Genomic DNA, 6,108 nt, shown 5'->3' with positions numbered 1-6,108 from the left:
GTCGCCGCCTCCGGGACGGCGGTCGTCGCGGCCATCGTCATCGCGCTGACGGCCGGCGGCGGGACGCAGGAGATCCCCGCCGTGGCCCAGGTGCCGCCACCGGTCGTCCAGCCGGTCCAGCCGCCACCGCCGAAGCCGCAGCCGCCCGCCCCGCAGCCACCGGCCCCGCCCGCTCCCCCGGCACCGCCCGCCGCGCCTCCGGTCGTGCCCGCGCCGCCGCCGGTGGCCCCGCCCGCGCAGCAGCCGCCCGCACCCGCGCCGGCCCCCACGCCGACCCCCACGACGGCGCCGCCCGCCCCGGCCTCGCCGTCGATGTCCGCGACGACCCCGCCGGACGGCGTCGAGCTGCAGCCCGGCGCCGGGCCCGTCAGCCTGCCGATCACCGTGCGCAACGACGGTGGCGGCGCGTCCGAGCCGGTGGTCGCCGCGCTGAAGCTGCCGCCGGGAGTCCGCGCGGTCGAGACGGGCGGTGGCGGCGCGGCGATGGCGTTCGCGCCGGACGCGGCCGCTCCGATCTCGGTGAACTGCCCGGGCGGCGAGGGCACGGTGACGTGCAAGACGGGTGTCGGCCTGCAGCCCGGCCAGAGCGCGACGCTCAACTTCCGGCTCGAAGCCGACGACGACGCGACCGGCGGCAAGGTGACCGGCTCGGTCACGGCCGGCGTGCAGATCAGCGTCGACATCAGCGTCAAGGTCACCGTGAAGCAGCCACCGGACGCCGTGGTCCTGGAAGCGGAGGGCGACGGGCTCTCGGCGTTCCCCTGGACCCGCAACCCGCTGGTCTACGTGCGCGTCCGCAACACCGGCGAGACGACCAGGCCGGTCACGGTCACCTTCGACCACGCGCTCTGGCAGTGGTGGAGCCTGCGCGGCTTCCCGTGCACACCGACCGCGGCGGGCGCGACCTGCACGACGACCGGCGCGGTGGCCCCCGGCCAGCACGTCAACCTGTGGGTGCGGCTGAAGGGCCGTCCCGACGACGGGCAGGTGACGATCGGGGCGCAGCTCGGCAAGGCGTCGGCGGGGCCGGTGACCGTCGACTTCGGCTGCTGGCACCACTGGTGCGGCAAGGACCCGCTGCCGCCGACCCCGACGACCACCCCGTCCACGCCCTCGACGTCGGCCACGACGCCTTCGAAACACAAGCCGTCTCCGACGAAGACCGCCACACCGCCGGCGAAGACGGAAACCGAACCGACAAAAACCCCACCGGCGTCGTCGACCACTTCAAGCGCCCCGCCCGTTCCCGGCAAACCGGGCGCCAAGCAGCCGACGGTCACCCCCGAAAAGGGTTTCGGCTGGCTGACCGGGTAGCGTCCGCGCGGTGCGCGAGCTGCTGAAAAAGCATCGCGAGCTCCTCCGCTTCGCCGTTGTCGGCGGGATCAGCTTCGTGATCACGATGTCCGTCAACTACGGCCTGAAGTTCACCGTGCTGCGGACCCACCCGGTCACGGCGCTGATGATCGGCGTCCTGGTCGCGACGATCTTTTCCTACGTCGCCAACCGCGAGTGGTCCTTCCGCACCCGCGGCGGCCGCGAGCGTCACCACGAGGCCGCGCTGTTCTTCCTGATCAGCGGGATCGCGCTGGGCCTGAACGCGCTGCCGCAATGGTTCTCGCGGTACGTCCTCCACCTCCAGGCGCCGCAGCTCTCCCCGCTCGGCGTCGAAGTGGCCGACTTCGTCAGCGGCATCATCATCGGCACCCTGCTCGGCACGGTGTTCCGCTGGTGGGCGTTCAAGAAGTGGGTTTTCCCGGACGAGGACGCCCGATCGCTGGCCGAAGCCGTCGAAGCCGTGGACGATCCGGACATTCACGGCAGCAAGGCTGCCTGAACCACAGGTCACGGCGGTGTGCTCCTAGACTGGCCGTTGTGACCGTTGTGGAAACCGTGCTCAAGCGGACGCCGGAGCCACTGCGTTCGGTGCTGATCAAGCACCGGGAGCTGCTGAAGTTCGCGATCGTGGGCGGCACGACGTTCCTCGTCGACAACGGCGTCTGGTACTTCCTGAAGCTCTCGGTGCTGGAGTCGAAACCGACCACGGCCAAGGCGATCGCGATCATCGTCGCGACGATCGTGTCGTACATCCTCAACCGCGAGTGGTCGTTCCGCACCCGCGGCGGGCGGGAACGCCACCACGAGGCCGCGCTGTTCTTCGTGATCAGCGGCATCGCGGTCGTGGTGAACCTGATCCCGCTGTACGTCTCGCGGTACGTGCTGGACCTCGAGGTCCCCCACGTGACGCGGCTGGTGCAGGAGGTCGCGGACTTCGCGAGCGGGTCGATCATCGGCATGCTGCTGGCGATGTTCTTCCGCTTCTGGGGCTTCAAGAAGTGGGTCTTCCCGGACGAGCTGGGTGAGCGGCGCCGGGACGGCGACTCGGTGACCCGCCTGCGCTGACCGCGCCCCGTAAAAGTACTTGTCTCCTGACATGTAGTTGTCTACAGTCCACTTCGTCAGTGTTCCTTCGTGAGGACGCCGTCCGGATTCGCACCGGGCGAGCGGGACGATTCGAGGTGGTTTCCGAGCGCGAAGAGGTCGCATCCGTCCGCGGATGACGATGGAGCCTTTTCCCGACTCGACGCCGGCGCGTTTTCCAGCGCGTCCGGACATCTCTCGTCCCCTCTTCACGAGGACATCCCTTGATCACAATCGCGCCTTCGCGCGCCCGAAAACTCGCCCTCGCCGGGCTGTTCCTGTCCGTTTTCCTCGCGATGCTCGACGCCCAGGTCGTCGCCACCGCGCTCCCCCGGGTCGCCGCCGAGTTCGGCGGGACCGGGGCCTACGCCTGGGTCACCACCGCCTACCTGCTCGCCGGGAGCGTCACCGCGCCGATCCACGGCAAGCTCGGTGACGTCTTCGGGCGCAAACGTGTGCTCCTGGGCGCACTCGCCCTCTTCCTGCTCGGTTCCCTCGCCTGCGGCCTGGCGCCGTCGGCCGGGCTGCTCGTCGCCGGGCGTGTCCTGCAGGGCGCCGGCTCCGGCGGCCTCTTCGTCTCCGTGGGCGCTTCACTCGGCGAAATGTTCACGCCCCGCGAAGGCGCGAAGTACTTCGGGTGGTTCTCGATCTGCTTCGCCGTCGCCTCGCTCGCGGGGCCCGTAGTCGGCGGGCTGTTGACCGGGGTGGCCGGGTGGCGGTCGATCTTCCTGGTCAACCTGCCGCTCGGCCTGCTCGCCGTCGTGCTGCTCAAGCACCTGGACCTGCCGCGGCGGCGCAAGGACGCCCCGTTCGACTTCGCCGGTGTCGTCCTGCTCGGCGTGACGATCACCGGGTTCACGCTGCTGACGCCGTGGTCGACCACCCTCGGCGCCGCGGCCGCCGGCACCTTCGTCCTCGTCGAACGACGGGCGAAAGCGCCCGTGCTTCCGCTGCGGCTCTTCCGCGACCGGACCTTCACGGTGTCCGTCGTGCTCAGCGTGCTCGCCGGGTTCGCCTTCCTCGGCTCGATCAACTACATCGCGGTCTTCCTGCAGGCCGACGCCGGCCCGGCGGAAGGCGGCCTGCGGCTCGTGCCGATGACGATCGCCGTGGCGGTCTCCTCGGCCGTCGCGAGCCGGGTCATCGCCCGCACCGGTCACTACCGCTGGGCGCCGCGGCTGAGCACGGCACTCGGCCTGCTCGCGGTGCTCGGCCTGACGACGCTGGACGAACACAGCCCGCTCCCGGCCGTCCTCGGCTGCCTCGTCGTCTTCGGGCTCGCGGCCGGGCTCAACCTACAGGTCCTCGCGCTGGCCACGCAGAACACCGCGCCGGCCGCGGATCGGGGCGCGGTCGCCGCCGGCGTCAACCTCGCCCGCGCGCTCGGCTCGGCCCTCGGCCCGGTCGCGCTCGGCTTCGCCTACCGCGCCGGGACCCACGGCGTCTTCGTCGCCCTGCTGCCCGTGCTCGCGCTCGCCCTCGTGACGGCGTTCGCGCTCCCGCACATCCCGCTGCGCGACCACCACTAGGAGAACCCCATGATCTTCGTCCTCGGTGCCACCGGCAAGGTCGGCCGCGCCCTCGTCCCTGCCCTGCTCGACGCCGGTGCCGCGGTCCGCGCGCTGACGCGTGACCCGGCCAAGGACCGGATCGACCGGCGGGCCGACGTCGTCCAGGCCGACCTTGAAACCGCCGATCTGCCCGCGCTGTTCGACGGCGCGGACCGCGTTTTCGTGCTCACACAAGGGTCCCGGCGCGAGGGAGCCATCGCGCGGGCCGCCGCCGACGCCGGTGTCACCCACCTCGTCAAGCTGTCCACCACCGGTGTCCACTTCGGACAGACGGATCCGATCACCCGCGCCCACGCCGAAGCCGAGCAGGCCGTCCGCGAAGCCGGTCCGGCGTGGACGATCCTGCGGCCCGGCGCGTTCATGGACAACCGTTTCGCCTGGGTGCGCACGATCCGTGAGGAGAACGCCGTGTACGTGCCCGAAGGTGACCCGGCGTCCGCGCTGGTACACGTCCGGGACATCGCCGCGGTCGCCACCCTCGCGCTCACGACGTCCGGCCACGAAGGCGCGACCTACGAGCTGACCGGCGGCGAAGCACTCACCACCGAACAGCAGGTCGCCGTTATTTCCGAAGCGACCGGCCGCACGATCAAGTACGTCGAAGAGCCCGAAACCGCCGCGCGCGAACGCATGACGCGGATGTACGGCTGGCCCGCCGAAGCCGTCGACGGCTTCTTCGCGCTCAAGCGGGAGTCCGCCGCGCACGAGCACGTCGTCTTCGGCACCGTCGCGCGGTTGCTCGGCCGGCCGCCGCGAACGTTCCCGGAGTGGGCGCGTGAGAACGCGGCCGCGTTCGCCTCCCATTACCGGGGGTGACGTGCTCGTCGCGGGGGAGCTAGCGCGGGACGCGCTCCGCGGGCCAGCGCACCTCGGGCACGTCGCTGGGCTTGGGGACCTTGAGGAACAGGCTGAACACGGCCGGACGGCGGTTCGACAGCTCCAGCCGCCCGCCGTCGGCCTCGACCAGGGCCCGAGCGAGCGCCAGCCCGACACCCGTGGAGCCGCCGCCGGAGAAGCCGCGTTCGAAGATGTGCGGGGCGAGCTCGTCGGGGACGCCGGAGCCGGTGTCGCTGACCTCGATCACGACGGTGCCCTCGGCGTCGCCGCGGCGGCCGACCACGCTGACCGTGCCCGAGCCGTGGCGCAGCGCGTTGTCCAGCAGGACGCCGACGACCTCGCGAAGGCGGCCGGGCGTGGCCCGCGCCATCAGCCCGTCGGCGACGCGCATCCGCAGGTTGCGGCCTTCCGAGCGGAGCAGCTCGCGCCACTCCTGGGACATCTGGGGCAGCTGGTGGGGCAGGTCGACGGGTTCGGCACCGACCTCGCGCGCCGCGCGCGCGGCCGCCAGCAGCCCTTCGAGCGCCTCGGCGAGCCGGTCGGCCTGCTCCTGCGCGGCCTTCGACTCGTCGGCCACCTCGCCGTCCGGGTGCATGGTCAGCGGCTCCAGCCGCAGCTGCAGCGCGGTCAGCCGGCTGCGCAGCTGGTGCGAGACGTCCCCGACCAGCTGCCGTTCCCGCTGCACGAGCTGGGCGAGCGCCGAACCGGACGCGTCCAGGGCCTCGGCGACCATGTCGAGCTCGCCGACGCCGTAGCGGCTGGTGTCGGGCCGGAAGTCGCCGCCGCCGAGGCGGGACGCGCGTTCGGCGACGTGCCGCAGGGGTTTCGCCAGCCGCCGCGCCGTCACCAGCGCCACCACCGCGCCGGTGCCGATCGACAGCAGCACCAGCAGGATGACGACGAGCGTCACGGTCGTCTGCCGCTCGTGCATCGGGCCGGCCGGGACGGCGATCTCGACCTTGCCGTCGCGGGCCAGGTCGGCCGACTCGGTGACGGTGTCGTCGCCCGGGTCGCTGCCGTAGCGCTTCTCGATCTGGTTGCTGGCGCGCACGGTCAGCAGGCCGTTGGCCGGGACCGCGGCCCGCACCTGGTCGAGGTCGATGTCCTGGCCGTTCGCGATCTCCGTGTCGAGGATCGCCGCCGCGGCGCGGGCGTTCTCGGCGAGCGTCTCCCGGTAGCTCGACTCGATCTGCCAGCTCGCGACGATGCCCAGCGGGATGCCGAGGACCGCCGCCGTCACCGCGACGGCGAGCAGGATGGCCAGCAGGATGCGGCGGCGCAC

5 protein-coding genes and 1 pseudogene are annotated in these 6,108 nt (G+C 72.1%); 5 read left to right on the top strand and 1 reads right to left on the bottom strand.

Going from position 1 to position 6,108, the window contains the following annotated elements:
• From ACGFMK_RS38200 to ACGFMK_RS38180, 5 genes and pseudogenes are all read left to right on the top strand, one after another.
• Positions 1–1,314 (top strand): annotated as a pseudogene (locus ACGFMK_RS38200) (RNA polymerase subunit sigma); the annotation flags it as partial.
• Positions 1,315–1,324: 10 nt separating this feature from the next.
• Entirely contained in the window at positions 1,325–1,834 is a 510-nt protein-coding gene (locus ACGFMK_RS38195; protein WP_392773919.1) for a GtrA family protein, read from the top strand.
• A 38-nt stretch (positions 1,835–1,872) separates the two neighbouring features.
• Positions 1,873–2,400, top strand: a complete 528-nt coding sequence (locus ACGFMK_RS38190; RefSeq protein ID WP_392773917.1) for a GtrA family protein — start codon at positions 1,873–1,875, stop codon at positions 2,398–2,400.
• Between the two features lie 242 nt (positions 2,401–2,642).
• The gene (locus ACGFMK_RS38185; RefSeq protein ID WP_392773916.1) at positions 2,643–3,947 is read left to right on the top strand and encodes an MFS transporter; all 1,305 of its coding nucleotides are present in this window, start codon (positions 2,643–2,645) and stop codon (positions 3,945–3,947) included.
• Between the two features lie 9 nt (positions 3,948–3,956).
• Positions 3,957–4,805 (top strand): NAD(P)H-binding protein, encoded by an 849-nt coding sequence (locus ACGFMK_RS38180; protein WP_392773914.1) that lies wholly within the window; start codon positions 3,957–3,959, stop codon positions 4,803–4,805.
• Positions 4,806–4,824: 19 nt separating this feature from the next.
• Here ACGFMK_RS38180 and ACGFMK_RS38175 read toward each other — a convergent pair whose 3' ends face one another.
• Positions 4,825–6,108, bottom strand: a complete 1,284-nt coding sequence (locus tag ACGFMK_RS38175; protein WP_392773913.1) for an ATP-binding protein — start codon at positions 6,106–6,108, stop codon at positions 4,825–4,827.

The organism is Amycolatopsis sp. NPDC049252 (assembly GCF_043197175.1).
Lineage (GTDB): Bacteria > Actinomycetota > Actinomycetes > Mycobacteriales > Pseudonocardiaceae > Amycolatopsis.
The sequence above is the reverse complement of the archived record's forward strand: the minus strand, read 5'-3'. Positions and strand labels throughout refer to the sequence as shown.

Coding starts and splice junctions, on each gene's coding strand:
- ACGFMK_RS38180 (WP_392773914.1), top strand. CDS start 3,957: ATGATCTTCGTCCTCGGTGCCACCGGCAAGGTCGGCCGCGCCCTCGTC.